At 70.4% G+C, this 17,679-nt stretch carries 16 protein-coding genes and 1 pseudogene; 12 read left to right on the forward strand and 5 right to left on the reverse strand.

Translation table 11 applies throughout. From position 1 onward, the window contains the following. Window positions 1-97 precede the first annotated feature (97 nt). The 6 genes from IF61_RS32620 (at window position 98) to IF61_RS0124520 (ending at window position 6,733) form a co-directional block, all read left to right on the forward strand. Window positions 98-391: an ArsR/SmtB family transcription factor gene (locus tag IF61_RS32620; RefSeq protein WP_043190492.1), complete on the forward strand. Its 294-nt coding sequence runs from the start codon at window positions 98-100 to the stop codon at window positions 389-391. Between the two features lie 605 nt (window positions 392-996). Beyond that, window positions 997-1,290 (forward strand): response regulator transcription factor, encoded by a 294-nt coding sequence (locus IF61_RS34490; protein WP_157848655.1) that lies wholly within the window; start codon window positions 997-999, stop codon window positions 1,288-1,290. A gap of 255 nt (window positions 1,291-1,545) precedes the next feature. Then, window positions 1,546-2,691 carry a fatty acid desaturase family protein gene (locus tag IF61_RS0124505; protein ID WP_078660466.1) on the forward strand — a complete coding sequence of 382 codons (1,146 nt, stop codon included), beginning with the start codon at window positions 1,546-1,548 and terminating at the stop codon, window positions 2,689-2,691. A gap of 143 nt (window positions 2,692-2,834) precedes the next feature. Continuing rightward, entirely contained in the window at window positions 2,835-3,281 is a 447-nt protein-coding gene (locus IF61_RS0124510) for a cobalamin-dependent protein (RefSeq protein ID WP_030368688.1), read from the forward strand. After that, on the forward strand, window positions 3,278-4,693 hold the full coding sequence (locus IF61_RS0124515) for a methylaspartate mutase (protein WP_052392991.1): 1,416 nt from the start codon (window positions 3,278-3,280) through the stop codon (window positions 4,691-4,693). Before IF61_RS0124510 ends, IF61_RS0124515 begins: the two co-directional genes overlap by 4 nt. Window positions 4,694-4,762: 69 nt before the next feature. Beyond that, a complete protein-coding gene (locus tag IF61_RS0124520) occupies window positions 4,763-6,733 on the forward strand; it encodes an FAD/NAD(P)-binding protein (RefSeq protein WP_245684597.1) in 1,971 nt (656 codons plus the stop codon). Between the two features lie 112 nt (window positions 6,734-6,845). On the opposite strand, the gene IF61_RS0124525 is transcribed toward IF61_RS0124520, so the two are convergent. From IF61_RS0124525 to IF61_RS0124535, 3 genes are read right to left on the reverse strand one after another with little or no spacing between them, the layout of a single operon-like run. Next, a complete protein-coding gene (locus IF61_RS0124525) occupies window positions 6,846-7,322 on the reverse strand; it encodes a carboxymuconolactone decarboxylase family protein (RefSeq protein ID WP_078660461.1) in 477 nt (158 codons plus the stop codon). Window positions 7,323-7,333: 11 nt separating this feature from the next. Then, complete coding sequence (locus IF61_RS32625; RefSeq protein WP_043190495.1) at window positions 7,334-7,564, reverse strand: tautomerase family protein; 231 nt, start codon at window positions 7,562-7,564, stop codon at window positions 7,334-7,336. A gap of 48 nt (window positions 7,565-7,612) precedes the next feature. Then, a complete protein-coding gene (locus IF61_RS0124535) occupies window positions 7,613-8,668 on the reverse strand; it encodes a GlxA family transcriptional regulator (RefSeq protein ID WP_052392993.1) in 1,056 nt (351 codons plus the stop codon). Window positions 8,669-8,812: 144 nt separating this feature from the next. Between IF61_RS0124535 and IF61_RS0124540 the strand changes: the two genes are divergently transcribed. Continuing rightward, window positions 8,813-10,231: an MFS transporter gene (locus tag IF61_RS0124540; protein WP_052392994.1), complete on the forward strand. Its 1,419-nt coding sequence runs from the start codon at window positions 8,813-8,815 to the stop codon at window positions 10,229-10,231. A gap of 298 nt (window positions 10,232-10,529) precedes the next feature. Next, a complete protein-coding gene (locus IF61_RS0124545) occupies window positions 10,530-11,528 on the forward strand; it encodes a TAXI family TRAP transporter solute-binding subunit (RefSeq protein WP_030368695.1) in 999 nt (332 codons plus the stop codon). A 36-nt stretch (window positions 11,529-11,564) separates the two neighbouring features. On the opposite strand, the gene IF61_RS0124550 is transcribed toward IF61_RS0124545, so the two are convergent. Further along, window positions 11,565-13,007 carry a sensor histidine kinase gene (locus tag IF61_RS0124550; protein ID WP_030368696.1) on the reverse strand — a complete coding sequence of 481 codons (1,443 nt, stop codon included), beginning with the start codon at window positions 13,005-13,007 and terminating at the stop codon, window positions 11,565-11,567. 15 nt (window positions 13,008-13,022) lie between these two features. Next, window positions 13,023-13,730 (reverse strand): response regulator transcription factor, encoded by a 708-nt coding sequence (locus IF61_RS0124555; RefSeq protein WP_030368697.1) that lies wholly within the window; start codon window positions 13,728-13,730, stop codon window positions 13,023-13,025. 270 nt (window positions 13,731-14,000) lie between these two features. On the opposite strand from IF61_RS0124555, the pseudogene IF61_RS0124560 reads away from it, so the two are divergent. From IF61_RS0124560 to IF61_RS0124575, 4 genes and pseudogenes are all read left to right on the forward strand, one after another. After that, window positions 14,001-14,624 (forward strand): annotated as a pseudogene (locus IF61_RS0124560) (amino acid ABC transporter ATP-binding protein); the annotation flags it as partial. A 266-nt stretch (window positions 14,625-14,890) separates the two neighbouring features. Continuing rightward, window positions 14,891-15,814: a glutamate ABC transporter substrate-binding protein gene (locus IF61_RS0124565; protein ID WP_030368699.1), complete on the forward strand. Its 924-nt coding sequence runs from the start codon at window positions 14,891-14,893 to the stop codon at window positions 15,812-15,814. Between the two features lie 173 nt (window positions 15,815-15,987). Continuing rightward, window positions 15,988-16,638, forward strand: coding sequence for an amino acid ABC transporter permease (locus tag IF61_RS0124570; protein ID WP_030368700.1), 651 nt, complete (start codon window positions 15,988-15,990; stop codon window positions 16,636-16,638). Then, window positions 16,635-17,543 (forward strand): amino acid ABC transporter permease, encoded by a 909-nt coding sequence (locus IF61_RS0124575; RefSeq protein ID WP_030368701.1) that lies wholly within the window; start codon window positions 16,635-16,637, stop codon window positions 17,541-17,543. Before IF61_RS0124570 ends, IF61_RS0124575 begins: the two co-directional genes overlap by 4 nt. Window positions 17,544-17,679: the final 136 nt, after the last annotated feature.

The raw sequence follows: 17,679 nt of genomic DNA on the forward strand, positions 1-17,679 counted from the left end.
CACTTCGTCAACCCCCCCGCCCCATCTGCCGGATGAAGGACACACCCAGTCGCAGTCACAGCGGGCCCGGAACCTCTCGCACGTCCATCCCGCCGATGTGACGCTGAGCGACGCGCTCACGGCCCTCGCCGATCCCGTGCGGCGCACCATCGTGAAGGAGCTGGCGGGCGGGCCCGACTGGACCCGGGCCTGCGGCACATTCGACCTGCCGGTCACCAAGGCGACGCGCAGCCACCACTTCGCGGTGCTGCGCCAGGCCGGCGTGATCGAGCAGCGGGACGCCGGCTCGCGCCGCCTGAACAGGCTGCGCAGGCCGGAGTTCGACGCGGCCTTCCCCGGCCTGCTGGATCTGGTCCTGAGCGAGCGCCGAGCGGACCCCGGCGAGTCCTGAGCGATGGGTTCCGAAGGCGGGTACGGCGGCGGGAAAAACGGAAGGCGATCCTTTTATAACCCGGATACGGTCCGGCCGTAAACACCGTTCCGGTTTACGAAAAACCCGACCACAAAGGCGCCCAGGTAACACCTGGCGAATAACCTCCGCACCATCGGCGCAGAGCGCCTGGAAGCATTGAGAAATCCACCGCCCATCCTCCGCTCCGACGGGCGAAGAAATCCATCCTGACGGCGTGGCGCCGGTCCTGCACCGGCGCCACGCCACAACTCCGGATCCCCCGTTTCGCCGTTGCCCTGCGTGCACATGCGCCGACCTGTCGTGAGCGGCCGCAAAACCGGCCGCCGGGCCGGTTGCGAGTCGATTGCCGACCCGGCCGAAAAGATAGAACTAAGGGTTAGTTTCAAACTTCCGCACTGGGGGAATCCGTAGATTTTTCAAAATCATTATGCCCCTCTACGCCCATCAATCAAATGAAATGTCCATGCATGGGACACATATTTTACGGAGCCTTGATGGCGGCACCGAGCGACCGAAGTGCAAGCTTGTTGTTCTTACCGTCCATACGTTTCCGTGGCACTGCGCTTAATGGGGGTGTTGTTGCAGTGGAGGGCACCATCGGCACTGAAACTGCTGAGCGAGAAATATGGCACGAACAACGCCGGCGTATCGGCCTGCTGACCGAGCGGGAATGCCAGGTATTCCTTCTGCTGGGGGCCGGATATTCGAACCGCAGCATTTCCACACGACTTCAGGTGACCGAAGGAACGGTCAAGGCGCACGTGGCACAGATTCTCGGCAAGCTCCGTGTCGAGTCCCGGCTCCAGGCAGGCCTGGTCTCCCTCACGCACCAGCTCTTCAACAAAAGTCCAATGGTTGCCGGCCGTGAGGTCCGATAGAAATCTTCAGGGCGGCGGCCGGACGTTCCATCCCGGCTCCCATCGAGACCGGGGGCCGGGATCAACCATGCTCCGCGACGTCGGTTCCCGCGGCCGTCGCCCCTGTTCGCCCTCCGGAAGGCACCGGAGGGCCGTTCCAGGAAAGTCCAGGAATGACAGACCCGGATCGATCCAGGAGAGCACGTGTCCGTTACCGATGCCCATCCGCGGCAGGCGGGCCCGGCCGCCGACGCGGCCCCCGACCCGAGGGAGACCATGAGGAGTCTGCCAGGGCCCCTCCAGTACCCCCTCACCGTCTTCACGGGCAAGCCCCTGGCCGGACAGGCCCCGTTCGGCTGGTCACCCACCTACCACCTGGCCGCCGCGGTCGCCGCGATGACCGTGGGAGCCGCCATCGGTGCGACCGGATGGGCGCTGGGGTCCTGGTTCCTGTTCCTGCTGCTGCCCGGCTGGGCCGTCACCCTGCACGGCATGCGCAACCTGCGCATGATGGTCTACCACCAGTGCTCCCACAAGAACATGTACCGCAAGCGCAAGCTCGACGCCGTCATCGGCCGGGCGACCTCCAGCCTGCTGATCATCCAGAACTTCGAGCGGTACAGCCGCGAGCACGTCAGCGACCACCACGCCGCTCACCACATGACCCTTCGGGACCCCACAGTCCAGGCGTTCCTCGTCAGCCTCGGCCTGCACCCCGGCATGACACGCCGCCGGATGTGGCGCCGTGTGCTGGCGAAGCTCGGCTCGCCGCGCTTCCACCTCGCGTTCGCCTTCGCCCGGACCCGCTCCTTCTGGAACAAGTCGGCCACGAGCGAGAAGGTCACCTCCGTGGTGCTCTACGGTGCCGCGGCCGCCGCCACGATCGCGACGGGCACATGGGACGCCCTGCTCGTCGTCTGGTTCGTCCCGCTGATCCCGCTGTTCCAGGTCAGCAACACCCTGCGCCTGTGCGTCAAGCACACCTTCCCCCCGGTCGGCACCGAAGTCCGGCGCGGCCGCGAGTACTTCGCTTCCCTGACCAACGCCATATTCATCGGCGAGCCGGCGCCCGACCGGGCCCTCCCCGCCGGACGGCGCACGCTGGCCTGGGCCCGCTGGACCCTGCGCATGCTGTGCGTCCACGCCCCTTCCCGCTACCTGGTTCTCACCGGCGACACCGTCGTCCACGACTACCACCACCGCGCGCCCTCCAGCCGCACCTGGGCCGATTACCTCTTCGCCCGGCAGCAGGACGTCGACGCGGGGCACCCCGGCTGGCCCCCGTACCACGAGGTGTGGGGCCTGGTCCCGGCCATCAACTACGTCTTCGACTCCCTCGCGGCCGCCGATGCCCAGGAGTACGACGTCGCCCGGCTGCGCTCGGTCAGCAAGCGCGAGCTCTTCGCCGCCTTCGACGACTGATCCCCGCCCGGACCGTAGCGCCGTCACCCGTCCGGACCGTAGCGCCGTCACTCCCGTCCGGGCCACGACGCCGTCACCCGTCCCGGCCACGGCGCAACCATCCCCGCCCGGCATCGTCACCCACCCGAAGGAGCAGCCTTCCCATGTCGCACAGCGAACGCCGCCTCGTCATCCTCGGAGTCGCCGCCAGCGACAGCCACGCCGTCGCCAATCACCTCATCGCCCACGCCTTGCGGGGCCTCGGCTTCGAGGTCGAGAACCTCGGCACCTGCACGCCCGTCGAGGAGTTCGCCCAGGCGTGCGAGCAGTACCCCGACGCGGAAGCCGTCATCATCGGCAGCCTCAACGGCCACGTCCACGAGGACCTGCGCGACCTGCCCGCCGCGCGCGAAGCCGGCCGCATCACCTGCCCCGTCATCGTCGGGGGCAACCTCTCCGTCGGCAGCAAGAAGGACCCCAGGGACCTGGAGCGCCTCAAGGCCCTGGGCGTCGACCGCATCCTCCAGGACCCGGCCCAGCTCCTTCCCGCGCTCGACGAGCTGCGGGCGAGCCGGACGGCGGACCGGCAGCGCCTGCCCGTGGCGTCATGACGAAGATCAGCTATCTGCCGGGGCACTCCGGGAGTCCCGGCACGGACGCCCTGCCGCCCCTCGCGGAGTCCGTCGACTACATCGCCTCCCTCGGCAAGCCCACGGCCGCCCGCGTCCTCATGGACGCCCGCGACGCGGGCCGGGTGGCCATACAGCCGCGCTGCGGCGTCGGCGGCCACGAGGAGATGAAGGCCCTCCTGCGCGAACTCGAGAACCAGGCGGCCCCCGACATCCTCACCCTCACCATCGACTCGCACACCCGCCTCAAACGCTTCGAGCAGGCCCTGCGCTCCCTCAACCGGGCGCCCGCCGACCTCAACGGCTACCCACTGGTCAGCCACGGCTACCTCCGCGGCCGGGAAGTCAACGAGTCCGTCACCGCCCCGCTGGAGATACGCCACGGCTCACCCGACGCCCGCATCCTCTTCGACGTCGCCGTCGCCTCCGGCATCACCTCCTTCGAGGGCGGTGGCATCTCCTACAACCTTCCGTACTCCAAGGCGGTCCCGCTCGCGGAGTCCCTCGCCGCGTGGAACGCCGTCGACGCGGTGTGCGGCGAACTCGCCGGCCTCGGGCTGATCGTCGACCGCGAACTCTTCGGCACCCTGACCGCCGTGCTCGTCCCGCCCTCGATCAGCCTCGCGATCAGCGTCCTCGAAGCGGTGCTCGCCGCCCGCGCCGGAGTGCGCTGCATCTCCGTCTCGTACCCGCAGAGCGGCCACCTCGTCCAGGACGTCGCCGCACTGCGGGCGATCCCCGTCCTGGCCCGCACCTACCTGCCCCCCGAGGTGGACGTGCACGCCGTCCTCCACGAATTCATGGGCGTCTTCCCCAAGAAGCGCGGCAACGCCGAGGACCTGATCTTCTACGGGGCCCTCGTCGCCCGGCTCGGCGGGGCCTCCAAACTCATCACCAAGACCTACCAGGAAGCGTTCGGCATCCCCGACACCCGCGCGAACGTCGAAGGGCTGCGGCTGGCCGACCGCGCCAACTCGCCGCTCCTGGACTTCGTCAAAGCCGACGAGGAACGCGTCGCCGACGAACTCTCCTGGATCGTCGACGAGGTCGCCGACATCGTCGAACCCGTCCTCGCCGCGCCCGACACCATGACCGCCGTGGTCGACGCCTTCGCGGCAGGCCGCCTGGACATTCCCTTCAGCGCCAGCCGCTACGCCAAGTCCGAGATCATCCCCAAGCGCGACGCCGAGGGCGCCATCCGCTATCTGTCCACGGGCTCCCTCCCGTTCGGCGACCGCACCCGGCGGCACAACAGCGACCTCCTCAAAGGCGCCGACAGTACGGGCGGCCCTGTCATCGGTTCCCTGCTGACCGGCCTCACCGACGACATCAACTACTTCCCCGCCCTCTTCCGGGAAATCCGGAAGGAAACGCAGGAAGAGGACGCCGAGTGACCGCGAGCTGAGCCGCGCCGACTTTTCACGATTCGCTTCGCTTCAGCCAGGAGAACTGATATGTCGACTATGTCAACGGACGCAGAACCCATACGCATCTGCATTGTCGGTGCCGGTCCGAGGGGGACCGTGGCGCTGGAGCGCGTCTGCGCCAATGCCCCTGAAATCGCGGGGGACAAACGGGTGGAAGTGCATGTCGTCGATCCCTATCCAGCGGGAGGCGGGCGGGTGTGGCAGCTCGGCCAGTCGCGCCGGCTGCTGATGAACACCGTCGCCGGGGACGTGACCGTGTTCACGGACGACACCGTTACCTGTGAGGGCCCGCTGACGTCCGGGCCCACCCAGTACCAGTGGGCGCGCATGGTCGCCGCGGGCGAGGTCACCGAGGTGACCGAGGAGGCGAAGGCCGAGGCCGCGGTGATGGAACCGTGGTCGTACGCCTCACGGGCGTTTCAGGGGGAATACCTCGGCTGGGCCTTCGCCCGCATCGTGCACAACGCGCCGTCCGGGGTCCGGATCCAGGTGCACCGGACGCGGGCGACTTCGCTCACCGAGTCCGCGGGCGGCGTGCAGCAGGTGTCGCTGGAAGGACGGGACCTGCCGCTGGCGGTCGACGCGGTGATCCTCGCGCAGGGTCACTACGACGTCGAGCCCACGGACAGGCAGCGTGATCTCGCCGGTTTCGCCTCCCGCCACGGTCTGCACTACGTGCCGCCGAGCAGCCCGGCGGAGGCGGACCTGGCGCCGATCGGCGCGGGTCAGCCCGTCGCCCTGCGGGGGCTCGGACTGAATTTCTACGACTACATGGCCTTGCTCACCGAGGGCAGGGGCGGGCGCTTCGTCCCCGGTTCCGACGGCCGGCTGACCTATCTGCCGAGCGGCAACGAGCCCGTGCTCCACGCCGGTTCGGGACGCGGCGTGCCGTACCGTGCGCGGGCGGAGATCCGTCAGGAGATCGTGCCCCGCTACCAGGCGACGTTCCTGTCGGCCGGCGAGATCGCCCGGCTGAGGGGCCCGGCGGGCACCGGCCGCACCGACTTCATGCGCGACCTGTTCCCCCTCGTGGCGAAGGAGGTTGCCTGGAACTACTACAAGGTGCTGCTGCAGGCCGACGACCCGGCCGGGCACGCCCGGCTGCTGGCCGAGTACCCGCGGCACGCCTGGGGGTCCCCCGGGATGGAGGCGCTCCTGAGCGACCTGGTGCCCGATCCGGAGCTGCGCTGGAACTGGGAGGCGCTCGACCGTCCGGCGGAGCGGAGGGAGTTCACCGGCTCCGCCGATTACCGCGCGTGGATCCTCGGCGTCCTCGATGAGGATCTGCGGCACTCGGACCTGGGCCCGGCCGTCAGCGCCGTCAAGGCCGCCGCCGCGGTCATGCGCGACCTGCGCGACGAGGTGCGGCAGGTCATCTCCCACCGGGGCCTGAGCGGTGCCTCCTACCGTGACCACATCGACCACTGGTTCAGCGGCTTGAACAACTACGCCGCCAGCGGGCCGCCGGCCGCGCGCGTCCGGCAGCTCCGCGCCCTGGTCGAGGCGGGGGTTGTCCAGGTGCTCGGCCCGCGCATGAGGGTGACGGCGGACGAGGAGTCCGGCGCCTTCCTCGTCGGCTCGCCCCGGGTGCCGGGCGCGCCGCTTCGCGTGACGGCGCTGGTCGAGGCTCACCTGCCGACGACCGACGTGCGCCGGGCCACCGACCCGCTGCTGGAGTCGCTGCTCTCCGCGGGCGGATGCCGGGCCCACTTCATCCCCGACGCGGCGGGCTCCGGCTACGAGACGGGTGGCCTGGACGTCACGGACGTGACCTTCCAGGTCATCGACGGCCGGGGCGTACCCCACGCGGCCCGTTTCTCCTACGGTCCTCCGGTGGAGTCGGTGCAGTGGGTCACCGCGATCGGTGCCCGGCCGCACGTCAACTCCCGCACGCTGCTCCAGGGCGACTCCATCGCCCGGTCCTGCCTCAAGCAGGGCATGAGCCGGCTAGCCGGGGCCGCGGGCTCTGCCGGGCGGGACGCGGAGCTGACGGCGCCCGTACGCTGACGAGGCCGCCGGACGGGTGGGCAAGAGGCCGGGGGCGGGCCCGGGGGAAGGTTCCCCGGGCCCGCCCCCGTTGCCGGCCGGTCAGTTCTGTTCGGGCCCGCTTTCGTGGGTCTCAGTCGTGAGTCTCAAGGGCGTCGCGGGCCTCGTGGACTTCACGGGCCTCGTGGACTTCACGGGCCTCGTGGGCCTCACGGCCCTCGTGGGCCTCACGGCCCTCGTGGGCCTCACGGGCCTCGTGGACCTCGTGGATCGCCTTCATTAGCGCGATGCCGGCCGGAGCACCGGCGTAAGCGGCGCATTGCAGGGCCACTTCGGCCATTTCCTCGACGGAACACCCGTTGCGCAGGGCGCCGTGGATATTGAGGCGCAGCTCTTCGGGCCGGTTCAAGGCGGTGAGAAGGGCGAGGTTGAGGAGGCTGCGTGTCCGGCGGTCCAGACCCTCGCGCGCCCAGACCGAGCCCCAGGGGTACGTCGTGATCAGGTCGAGCAGGGGTTTCGCCGGAGGCCAGTCGCTCAGCAGGGAGTTGACGTGCTCGTCGCCGAGCACTTCCCTGCGGATACGGTCGCCTTCCGCGTACCGTTCGGACATGGACGACCCGGTCAATCCGCTGCCGAAGGCGCGGGCTCGAGTGCGGGGGCGGGGGCGGGAAGGTTCGTGCACATCTCGCCGCCGATCGCCCAGTGCTCCTCAGGGACTTCACGGATGATGACGTAGATGCGTTCACGCTTGCTCCCGCAGGTGCGCTGGAAGGCGTCGGTGAGCTCACGCGCCAGGGCGGCCTTGGCCGCATCGGACCGGCCGTGCAATATGTCGACAGAGATGACGGGCATGCAAATCCCTTCCCAGGGAGGTTCTGACGAAGGCAATCACCTCCGTTTCTACCCTCGGGGCAGGGGGGCCGGATATCCGACTTTGGTGCAAGAACCGGCAGCAGAACCGGCGGAGCCATGTGCCCCGCTGTCCGCGGCACGGTACGCGCGGCGGTATTCGCTGGGGGGAATGCCGACGCTGCGGGCGAAGTGGAGCCGGAGGTTGCCGGCGCCGCCCAGGCCGCACTGCTCGGCGATCTTGTCCATCGGCTGGTCGGTGGTCTCCAGCAGCTCCTTGGCGCGCGAGATGCGCTGGGCCTGGAGCCACTGGAGGGGTGTGGTGCCCGTCGCCTGGTGGAAGCGCCGCACCAGCGTCCGTACGCTCGTGCCGGCCTCCCGGGCCAGCTGGGGAGCGGTGAGGGGCTGGTGGAGGCGCTCGGCGGCCCAGTGCAGCAACGGGGCCAGCCCGCTGTCGGTCTCCGTCGGCGGCACGGGCGTCTCGATGTACTGGGCCTGCCCGCCGGGCCGGTGGGCGGGGACGACCAGATGGCGGGCGACCGAGCCGGCCACCCGGGACCCCAGGTCCTTGCGCAGCACGTGCAGGCACAGATCGATGCCGGCGGTACTGCCGGCGCTGGTGAGGATGTCTCCGTCGTCGATGTAGAGGACGGTGGGGTCGACGTCCACCCCGGGGTAGCGCTCGGCCAGGAGCGGAGCGTGCTGCCAGTGTGTGGCGGCACGGCGCCCGTCGAGCAGCCCGGCCGCCGCCAGGACGAAGGCCCCCGAGCACAGGGAGACGATGCGCGCGCCGCGGTCGTGGGCTTCCGTGACGGCCTCCAGGAGCCGCGTCGGCGGGTCTCCGCGGACGTCCGCGCTGGCGGGGACGATGACGGTGTCCGCTTCGACCAGTTCGCGGTAGCCGTGCGGGGTGTGCGTGGTGAACCACTGCCGGGCTGGTACGGCTTCGCCCTCCGTGAGGTTGCAGAGCCGGAAGTCGTACCAGGGGACGCCGGGATCGGGATACGGCGTACCGAACACGTGGCAGGGAACTGCTAGTTCGAGGATCGGCATGCCGTCAGTGACCGCCACGGCCACGGAACCAGGACTGCCGGGCTGCTGAGTCATGGCAGCAATCTAACGACTCATGGCAGATCTGCCACTCGATGGGGCGGTCGTGGGCTCCGATAGTGGAAAGCACCTCAGTGGAAAGCGCCTCCTTTTCGCGCAACGGAGAGACGTTCACACAACGGAGAGACGACGGATACGTCCATGACCTCAACTCCCGAAACCAAGCCGGTGGGTGCGGCACCCGCCGCCGGTGCCGCACCGGCGGATCCCCGGCGCTGGCTGGTGCTGACCGTCGCCTCGGCCGCCCAGTTCCTCGCGATCCTCGACCTGTTCGCCGTCACCGTCGCCTTCCCCGCCCTGGAGAAGTCCTTCCCGCAGGCCTCGCTCGCCTCCATGTCGTGGGTGCTGAACGGCTACACGATCGTCCTCGCGGCGCTGCTCATCCCCGCCGGGCGCCTCGCGGACGAGACGAGCCGCAAGGGCAGCTTCCTGATCGGCATGGTCCTCTTCGGCCTCTCCTCGGTCGGCTGTGCCCTCGCCCCCGGCCTCACCGTGCTGATCATCGCCCGGGTGGTGCAGGCGGTGGCCGCCGCCGTCCTCGTGCCCACGTCTCTGGGGCTGACCCTGCCGGCCTTCCCCGAGCACGAGCGCTCCACGGCCATCGGCATCTGGACTGCGGTCGCGGCCGTCGCCGCGGGCAGCGGCCCGGTGCTGGGCGGCCTGCTGGTGGAGCTCAGCTGGCGGTGGATCTTCCTGATCAATATCCCCATCTGCGCCGTGGCCGTCCTGGCCGGCGCACGCCTGCTGCCCCGGGTGCCCCGCAAGGCGTCACAGGGTCTGGACCTCCTCGGATCGGCGCTCATCCTGCTCGCCTCCGGCGCGCTGACCATGGCCTTCGTCGAAGCGCCCGACTGGGGCTACACGTCGCCCGGCACCCTGGGCTGCTTCCTCGCGGCCGTGGTCCTGGTCCTCGCCTGCCTGCGCCACATCCGCCGCGCCTCCGACCCGATCATCAGCCCGACGCTGTTCGCGAGCCGGCTGTTCCGGGTCGGCACCATCGGGATCTTCCTCTACTACCTGGCGTTCGCCTCGATGCTCTTCGAGGCCGCCCTCTTCCTGACCGGCCAGTGGAACTACTCGGTCCTGCGCGCCGGCCTGGGCATCGCGCCCACTCCGGTCACCGTCATGATCCTCTCCGCTCTCTCGGGGAAGATCATCCGCCGTACCGGCGCCCGGGCCTCCGCGGTGAGCGGAGGCGTGGTGTTCGCCGTGGGCTGCGCCTGGTGGTTCGCCGCGGCCGGCCCCATGCCGCACTACGCGGCCGCCTACCTGCCCGGTGCGATTCTCGTCGGCGCGGGCAACGCCCTGATCCAGCCGGCCCTGTTCGGTGCGGCGAGCGGGCTGCCCGCCGAGCAGCTGTCGGTGGGCTCGGGCACGCTGATGATGTCCCGCCAGATCGGCTCCGCCCTGGGCGTCGCCCTGCTCACCGCGATCCTCGGCAGCTCGGAACACCCCACGATGGGCGCCTTCCGGCACGGCTGGATCTACATGATCGTCACCGCTCTGCTGGCCGCACTGGCCGGCCTGCGCTACCGCGCGAGCGTTCCCGCCAAGGCCTGAGCGCCTTCCCCGGACCCCGCCCGGCCTACCTGACTCCCCCGACAGGAAGGCCGGGCGGTTCTCTGCTTCATAAGCGCGTTCCGCATGAGGGCGTTCCGCCGCTCACGCCGTCGCCGCAGCCTCTCCGACCGGCGCGGACGACCGTGATCGGGACAGCGCAAGTGCCGGGCCCGGATGCGCACCTCGTACGTCTTCACGCTCGTCTCAACCGACCGGGGGTACGTGTCGCCCAGACGGCCCGCTCCCCCGTTTCGCCGCCCCTCTCCCGCAGCCCGCCCGGGCCTGGCAGGATCCGCCCATGCTTCCCCGATCCCTGCGCCCCGGCGGACGCCGTGCCGCCCGTGCCGCCGCTCTGAGCGCCGCGGTGCTCGCCCTGCTGGTGTGGTGGCTGGTGTCCGTGCACGGCGATACGTCGTCGGCCGGGCGGATGACGTTCGCGACCGGGGTGCCGACCGGCGTGTACGCGAAGTACGGGGACCTCCTGAAGGAGGACCTGGCGCAGGAGATGCCCTCTCTGGACGTACGGCTGCGACGCAGCCAGGGGTCGATCGACAACCTGCGGCAGCTCACGTCCGGCGAGGCGGACTTCACCCTGGCCACCGCCGACTCGGTGGCGACCTACCGCGACGAGGGGAAGCCGGGCGCCGGGAGCCTGCGCGCCTGCGCGCGGCTGTACGACGACTACATCCAGCTGGTGGTGGAGAAGGGCTCGCCCGTGCAGTCGGCCCGGGATCTGCGGGGCCTGCGGGTGGGGGTGGGCTCGGACGACTCGGGGGTGCAGCTGATCACTCGGCGGCTGCTGAAGGCGGCGGGGCTGGACTTCGACAAGGACATCACGCCGGTGCGGGTCGGGATCGACAAGATGCCGGGGCTGCTGGAGCGGGGGCGGCTGGACGCGTTCTTCTGGTCCGGCGGGCTGCCCACGAACGCCGTCCAGTCGCTCGGTCTGCGGCTGTCGATCCGCCTGGTGCAGCTGGGCGACCTGATCGAGCCGCTGCACGCGCAGGGGCCTCAGACGCGCTACTACAGGGCGGCGGTGATGCCCGTGGACGCGTACCCGGAGCTGCGCGCGTCCCAGGCGGTGAAGACGCTGGCGGTCGCGAACCTGCTCGTCACCATGGACGACGCGGACACGGAGCTGGCGGAGAGCGTCACGCGGTCGGTGATGAACAGCAGGGACCGCATAGGGAAGCAGGTGCACGCCGCGCAGAAGGTGGACCTCCGTACGGCGATCTTCACCGACCCCCTGCAGCTGCACGCGGGCGCGCGCCGCTACTACGCGTCGGTGAAGCCCTGAGGGCCGGTTGCGTGCCGGCGAGGCGCGAGGGGCGGTCTACGGGTGCGCCTCCACCGCCTGTGTGCGCCCCGTCCCGGCGTCCCCGCCGTGGCGCGGCACCTTGATCACGGCGCGCAGGCCGCGGGGCTCGTTCGGCGCGTAGGTGAGCGTGGCGCCGCCGGCCGCGAGGAGGGCCCGGGAGATGGACAGCCCCAGGCCCGAACCGGAGACGTTCTGGTGGCGGCTGCTGCGCCAGAAGCGGTCGCCGATGCGGGTGAGCTCCTCGTCCGTGAGGCCGGGGCCGCCGTCGGCGACCGTGATGCCCACGCAGTCGCCCTCCACCTCGACGCTGACGTGCACCGGGGAGCCCTCCGGCGTGAACTTGAGGGCGTTGTCCACCACGGCGTCCAGGGCGCTGGAGAGGGCGACCGGGTCGGCCCAGCCGGTCACCGCGGTCGGGCCGCTGTAGGAGAGCTCGACCCGCTCGCGGTCGGCGACCGGCGACCAGGCACCCACCCGGTCGATGACGATCTCCGCTATGTCGGTCAGCTGGAGGTCGGCCTCCGCGTGCTCGGCGAGCGCGAGGTCGAGGAGGTCGTCGAGCACGCGCGCGAGGCGCTTGCCCTCCGTCCGGACGGAGGAGACCTCCGCGTGCCCCGAGGGGAGGTCCAGCGCGAGCAGGTCGATGCGCAGCAGGAGCGCGGCGAGCGGGTTGCGCAGCTGGTGGGAGGCGTCGGCGACGAAGGCGCGCTGCTGCTCCAGGACGGACTCCACGTTGTCGGCCATCTCGTTGAAGGAGCGCGCCAGGCGGCGCAGTTCGGGCGGCCCGCTGTCGGCCGCGACGCGGGAGTTCAGCCGCCCCGTGGCGATGCCGTGCGCGGCGGCGTCGAGGGTCCGCACGGGGCGCATCACCCACCCCGTGAGGCGGAACGCGGCGGCGACGGCGACAAGCATGGCGGCGGTCTCGCCCGCCCCGAGCAGCAGCCAGGAGTGCAGGATGCGGGAGCGCAGCTGCCCCGTGGGCGAGTCGGTGACGACGACGGCGACGACGTCTCCGTCGCGGATGACCGGGGAGGCCACCGCGAGCCGGCTGTGCTGCAGCGGCCAGACCTGCCCCGGGTCGTGGCTGCGGCGCCCCGCCAGGGCCTCCTGGAAGGCCCGCTGGCCCTCGCCGTCGGCCGGCACCGTCCAGCGCCTGGGAGCGACCGCCATGGCCTGTCCGTCGCGGTAGAAGATGCCGACCCGGATGTCGTACAGCTCCTCGTAGCGCAGGAGCTCGGAGCGCAGGGTGTTGAGCCGTTCGTCGGTCCCCGCCTCCGGGTCGAACGGGCGGGTGGTGACGAACTGGGCGAGGGCGGCGAAGCGGGCCGTGTCGTCGATGCGGTCGACGACCACGCGCTGCTGCTCGGCCGCGGCGATGCTGCCGGCCAGCGGGAAGCCGAGGGCCAGCAGCACGCCCGCGAGCAGGACGATGAGGAGCGGGAGGAGTCGGGTGCGCACGGGTCAGGCCGGCCCTCACCGGGCCGGGACGACGATTTTGTAGCCGACCCCGCGGACCGTCTCGATGAGGGCGGGCAGGCGCAGCTTGGACCGCAGGGAGGCGATGTGCACCTCCAGGGTGCGGCCCGTACCCTCCCAACTGGTCTGCCACACCTCACTGATGATCTGTTCGCGGCGGAAGACGACGCCGGGCCGCTGGGCGAGCAGGGCCAGCAGGTCGAACTCCTTGCGGGTGAGGGCGACGGCCTGCCCCGCCACGGACACCTCGCGGTTGGGGAGTTCGATGACGAGGCTGCCCAGCCGCAGCGAGTGCGGGCCGGACGCCTCCTGCGCCTCCTCCGGGCCACCGCCCCCCGGGGGGTTGCGGCGGGCGACCGCGTGGATGCGGGCGAGGAGCTCGCCGGTGTCGTAGGGCTTGACCACGTAGTCGTCGGCGCCGAGGTTGAGGCCGTGGATCTTGGACCGGGTGTCGGAGCGGGCGGTGACCATGATGACGGGCGTCCCCGTGCGCTTGCGGATCCTGCCGCAGACCTCGAAGCCGTCCTGATCGGGCAGGCCGAGGTCGAGCAGGACGACGGCGAACGGCACGCCGGTGTCGGGCAGCAGGGCCCGCAGCGCCTCCTCGCCGCTCCGGGCGTGCGTGACGTCGAAGCCGTGCCGTGACAGCACCGCCACCAGGGCCGCGGCGACGTGGTCGTCGTCCTCCACGAGCAGCAGCCTCATCCAGGCCCCCTCCCTGTGACCGCAGCGTGGACACCCCCGCATCCACGCTGATGGACGCCCGGTCCGTCAAGGGGGTTGCGGGAGCGAAGGAGCTTCCGTTATCCACCCGGTACGCCCGCGCGACCGGCGTGCGCGCCGCGCGCCCCCTTCACGCGGAGTGTCCCTTTGCGGCCGGATCGTTATGCTCAATTTCAGCTCAGATGTAATGACGCTTGTCGTACCCGCTCATTAGGGTCCTCCCAATCGAGGAGGATGGAGCGAGGAACGCCGATGAGCGAAGAATCGGTGGCCGAAGAGGCCACGGCCGCCGCGGTCCCACTGGTCGTCCTGAAGAGCGTCAACAAGCACTTCGGCGCGCTGCATGTCCTCCAGGACATCGACCTGACCATCGCGCGCGGTGAAGTCGTCGTCGTGATCGGCCCGTCGGGGTCCGGCAAGTCGACGCTGTGCCGGACGATCAACCGCCTGGAGACCACGGACTCCGGATCGATCACCATCGACGGCAGGCCGCTGCCCCAGGAGGGCAAGGAGCTGGCGAAGCTGCGCGCCGACGTGGGCATGGTCTTCCAGTCGTTCAACCTCTTCGCGCACAAGACCGTCCTGGAGAACGTGACGCTCGGTCAGATCAAGGTGCGCAGGACGGACCGCCGCGAGGCCGAGCAGAAGGCCCGCGGCCTGCTCGACCGGGTCGGGGTCGGAGCCCAGGCGGACAAGTACCCGGCCCAGCTCTCCGGCGGCCAGCAGCAGCGCGTGGCCATCGCCCGCGCCCTGGCCATGGACCCCAAGGTGATGCTGTTCGACGAGCCGACGTCCGCGCTCGACCCGGAGATGATCAACGAGGTGCTGGAGGTCATGCAGCAGCTCGCGCGGGACGGCATGACGATGGTCGTCGTCAGATCCTGCACCACTGATCCGCACGACCGACCCGCATGATCCGCACAACTGATCCGCACAACTGATCCGCATCGCTGACCCGCATCGCTGACCCGCATTCCCGATGTGCATAACCGGGCCGCTCTCGTCCGGCCCACGGGTCCCGATCCGTACGCCGGAGCCCGCGCCGCCGGCCGCACCGGCCCCCTGCGCCCTTCTCGCCGCCCCTCCCACGTCACGGCGCCCCGACCGCTCCGCAACACCTGCTGACGCAAAGGATGTTCACCATGAAGCTCCGCAAGACCGTCGCAGCTGCCTCCGTGGCGCTGGCGCTCACCACGGCCGCCACCGCCTGCGGGAAGTCGGGCAGCCCCGACGACGACAAGGCCGGCAAGCCCAGCGACGGCAAGTCCGCGCCGGCCGTGCCGACCTACAAGGTGAACACCGCGGCCGATGTCAAGGGCTCGCCCGTCTTCGACCGGATCAAGGGCAAGACGATCACCATCGGCACCAAGGCCGACCAGCCGGGCATGGGCTACGAGAACCCCACCTCCAAGAAGCGCTCCGGCTACGACGTGGAGATCGCCCGGATGATCGCGGCCGACCTCGGCTTCGACGAGGCGCACATCAAGTTCAAGACGGTGCCGTCCGAGGCCCGCGAGACGCAGATCGCCAGTGGCGGGGTCGACCTCTACGTCGGCACGTACACGATCAACGACGAGCGCAAGAAGCAGATCGGCTTCGCCGGCCCGTACTACGTCGCCGGCCAGGACCTCCTGGTGAAGTCCGACAGCAGCATCAAGGGCCCGGACGACGTCAAGGGCAAGAAGGTCTGCTCGGCCACCGGCTCCACGCCGCTCAAGCGCATCAAGGAGCCCAAGTACGGAGTGGGCGAGGCCAAGGCCCAGCAGGGCTACCAGCTGTGCGTGCAGGAGCTCGTGTCCGGCACGGTCGACGCCGTGACGACCGACGACACGATCCTCAAGGGCTACGCAGCGGAGAACAAGGGCGCCCTGAAGGTCGTCGGGAACCCGTTCTCCGAGGAGCCGTACGGCGTCGGCCTGAAGAAGGACGACAAGGCGCTGCGGGAGGCCGTCAACGACGCCATCGAGGCGCACGAGAAGAACGGCGACTGGAAGAAGGCGTACGACGCCACCATCGGCCTCGCCGGCAACCCCGCGCCGAACCCGCCGGCGGTCGACCGCTACTGACGGCCGCGGCCGCCCCAAGCCCCGCGGCCCCAAGCCCCGCGGCCCCGAGCCCCGCCGCCGCGCCGCCGCAGCCGCCTCAAACCCGCGGCCCCGAGCCCCGCTGCTCACGCCGCCCCCGCACGCCCCACGCCCCGTCCGCCGCCGATCCGTAACGACCCGCCGGGAGAGCCTCCTTGAACGTTCTGTCGGACCACTTCGCGGAGTTCCGCGAAGGTTTCCTGGGCACCGTCGAGCTCACCGGGCTCAGCGGTCTGCTCGCCCTGGTGCTGGGCATACTGATGGCGGCGTTCCGGGTCTCCCCGGTGCCCGCCCTGCGAATATTCGGCACCGCCTGGGTGACCCTGCTGCGCAACACCCCCCTCGTGCTCCTGTTCCTCGCCGTCACCCTGGGGCTGCCCGCCCTCGGCCTCAAGGGCTGGGACTCCTTCTGGCTCGCCGTGCTGACGCTCGGGTGTTACACCTCGGCGTTCATCTGCGAGGCCGTCCGGTCCGGCATCAACTCCGTGCCGGTGGGCCAGGCGGAGGCGGCCCGCTCCATCGGGATGACCTTCAACCAGACCCTGGGGCAGGTCGTCCTGCCCCAGGCCACCCGCACCGCCGTGCCGCCGATCGGCAGCCTGATGATCGCCCTCACCAAGAACACGGCGATCGCCTCGGGGTTCAACGTGACCCAGCTCGGCTCGGTGCAGAAGTCCCTCAACGCCGACACCGGCTACAACATCTACGTGATCTTCCTGTGGATCGCGGTCTGCTACATCATCATCACTCTCGCGATCAGCGGTCTGTTCCGGCTGCTGGAGAACCGGCTGGCGGTGGCCCGATGAGCGCGAACGTCCTCTACGACGCCCCCGGCCCCCGCGCGCGGGCCCGCAACCGCCTCTACGGGGCGCTCTCCACCGTCGCGATCCTCGGCCTGGCGGCCTTCGTCTTCTACAAGCTGGACGACACCGGCCAGTTCCAGCCGGGCCTGTGGGACGACTACGAGTACACCGACACCCACCAGCGGATCGTCGACGGGCTGCTCACGACCCTCAAGACGTTCGCCATCGCGGCGGTCCTCTCGGTCGCGCTCGGCGCGGTGCTCGCGTCCGCCCGGCTGTCCGACCACCGGCCGGTGCGCTGGGCGGCCACGGTGGTGGTCGAGTTCTTCCGCGCCATGCCGCTGGTGATCATGATCTTCCTGCTGTTCGCAGGGGTGTTCACCTCCGACCCGATGTGGGCGCTGGTCCTGGGCCTCACGCTCTACAACGGCTCCGTGCAGGCGGAGATCTTCCGCTCCGGGGTCAACGCGGTGCCCCGCGGGCAGAGCGAGGCGGCCTACGCGCTCGGGCTGCGCAAGACGCAGGTGATGTCGAGCGTCCTGATCCCCCAGGCCGTGCGGACGATGCTGCCGTCGATCATCAGCCAGCTCGTGGTGACCCTCAAGGACACCTCGCTCGGATTCATCATCCTCTACGAGGAACTGCTGTTCGTCGGCAAGGCCTTCGCCGAGCAGACCAGGCCGGTGAACGGCGTCTACGCCTTCATCCCGATGGTGATCGTCTTCGGTTCGATCTACATCGTGCTCTGCCTCGCGCTGTCCTCGGTGGCCACCTGGGTCGAACGGCGCACGCAGCGCTCGCGCAAGGGAGCCCCGCCCGCGATGGCGATGGTCGGAGCCGCCGTCACGACCGACTCCACGACCGGCGTGGACGGCGCCTCCGGCGCAGACGGCTCCCACGCCGGCTGAGCAACCCCGCAGGTGGCGCCCCGTCGGCCCCTCCGGGCGGCGGGGCGCGCCCCGTGCGGCGCGCCGCGGCGAGCGCCCTGATCACTTGACGCACGCACCCGCAGTGGGTTGCATACGTTCTGTGATCGAGCACCGC

The sequence above is a fragment of the Streptomyces roseoverticillatus genome, assembly GCF_000719265.1.
GTDB classification, from domain to species: Bacteria; Actinomycetota; Actinomycetes; order Streptomycetales; family Streptomycetaceae; genus Streptomyces; species Streptomyces roseoverticillatus.

Bases quoted from the DNA above. Each gene is read 5' to 3' on its own strand.
- IF61_RS0124505 (WP_078660466.1), top strand. From the start codon at position 1,546: ATGAGGAGTCTGCCAGGGCCCCTCCAGTACCCCCTCACCGTCTTCACG.
- IF61_RS0124510 (WP_030368688.1), top strand. From the start codon at position 2,835: ATGTCGCACAGCGAACGCCGCCTCGTCATCCTCGGAGTCGCCGCCAGC.
- IF61_RS0124515 (WP_052392991.1), top strand. From the start codon at position 3,278: ATGACGAAGATCAGCTATCTGCCGGGGCACTCCGGGAGTCCCGGCACG.
- IF61_RS0124520 (WP_245684597.1), top strand. From the start codon at position 4,763: ATGTCAACGGACGCAGAACCCATACGCATCTGCATTGTCGGTGCCGGT.
- IF61_RS0124525 (WP_078660461.1), bottom strand. From the start codon at position 7,322: ATGTCCGAACGGTACGCGGAAGGCGACCGTATCCGCAGGGAAGTGCTC.
- IF61_RS32625 (WP_043190495.1), bottom strand. From the start codon at position 7,564: ATGCCCGTCATCTCTGTCGACATATTGCACGGCCGGTCCGATGCGGCC.
- IF61_RS0124535 (WP_052392993.1), bottom strand. From the start codon at position 8,668: ATGACTCAGCAGCCCGGCAGTCCTGGTTCCGTGGCCGTGGCGGTCACT.
- IF61_RS0124540 (WP_052392994.1), top strand. From the start codon at position 8,813: ATGACCTCAACTCCCGAAACCAAGCCGGTGGGTGCGGCACCCGCCGCC.
- IF61_RS0124545 (WP_030368695.1), top strand. From the start codon at position 10,530: ATGCTTCCCCGATCCCTGCGCCCCGGCGGACGCCGTGCCGCCCGTGCC.
- IF61_RS0124555 (WP_030368697.1), bottom strand. From the start codon at position 13,730: ATGAGGCTGCTGCTCGTGGAGGACGACGACCACGTCGCCGCGGCCCTG.
- IF61_RS0124565 (WP_030368699.1), top strand. From the start codon at position 14,891: ATGAAGCTCCGCAAGACCGTCGCAGCTGCCTCCGTGGCGCTGGCGCTC.
- IF61_RS0124575 (WP_030368701.1), top strand. From the start codon at position 16,635: ATGAGCGCGAACGTCCTCTACGACGCCCCCGGCCCCCGCGCGCGGGCC.